1 protein-coding gene is annotated in these 309 nt (G+C 70.6%); it reads right to left on the bottom strand.

Annotated elements, in window-relative coordinates; all coding sequences use genetic code 11:
- On the bottom strand, window positions 1-309 hold a 309-nt coding region (locus F0U47_RS20345; RefSeq protein WP_149752322.1), incomplete at both ends, for an ATP-binding cassette domain-containing protein.

Here is a 309-nt window from a genome sequence, read left to right as displayed (position 1 = left end):
GTCGAGGTCCCAGGCTCCGGCGTGGTCGAGATCGGTCTGCAGGTCCCCCATCTCGGCGAGCAGGGCGTCGTAGTCGGCGTCCGGGTCGGCGAGCTCCTCGGAGATCTGGTTGTAGCGGTCGAGCTTCGTCTTGATCTCGCCGACGGCCTCCTCAACGTTCTCCAGAACCGTCCTGCCCTCGCTCAGCGGCGGCTCCTGCTGGGGCATGCCGACGGGCGCGGCGGGATCGAGGGTCGCGTCACCGTTGTTGGGGCGGGCCCGCCCGGCCATGGTCTTGAGCAGGGGCGGCTTTCCGGCGCCGTTGGGTCC

This window comes from Nocardioides antri, from assembly GCF_008373765.1.
Lineage (GTDB): Bacteria > Actinomycetota > Actinomycetes > Propionibacteriales > Nocardioidaceae > Nocardioides > Nocardioides antri.
This window is presented reverse-complemented; position numbering and strand designations above follow the sequence as displayed.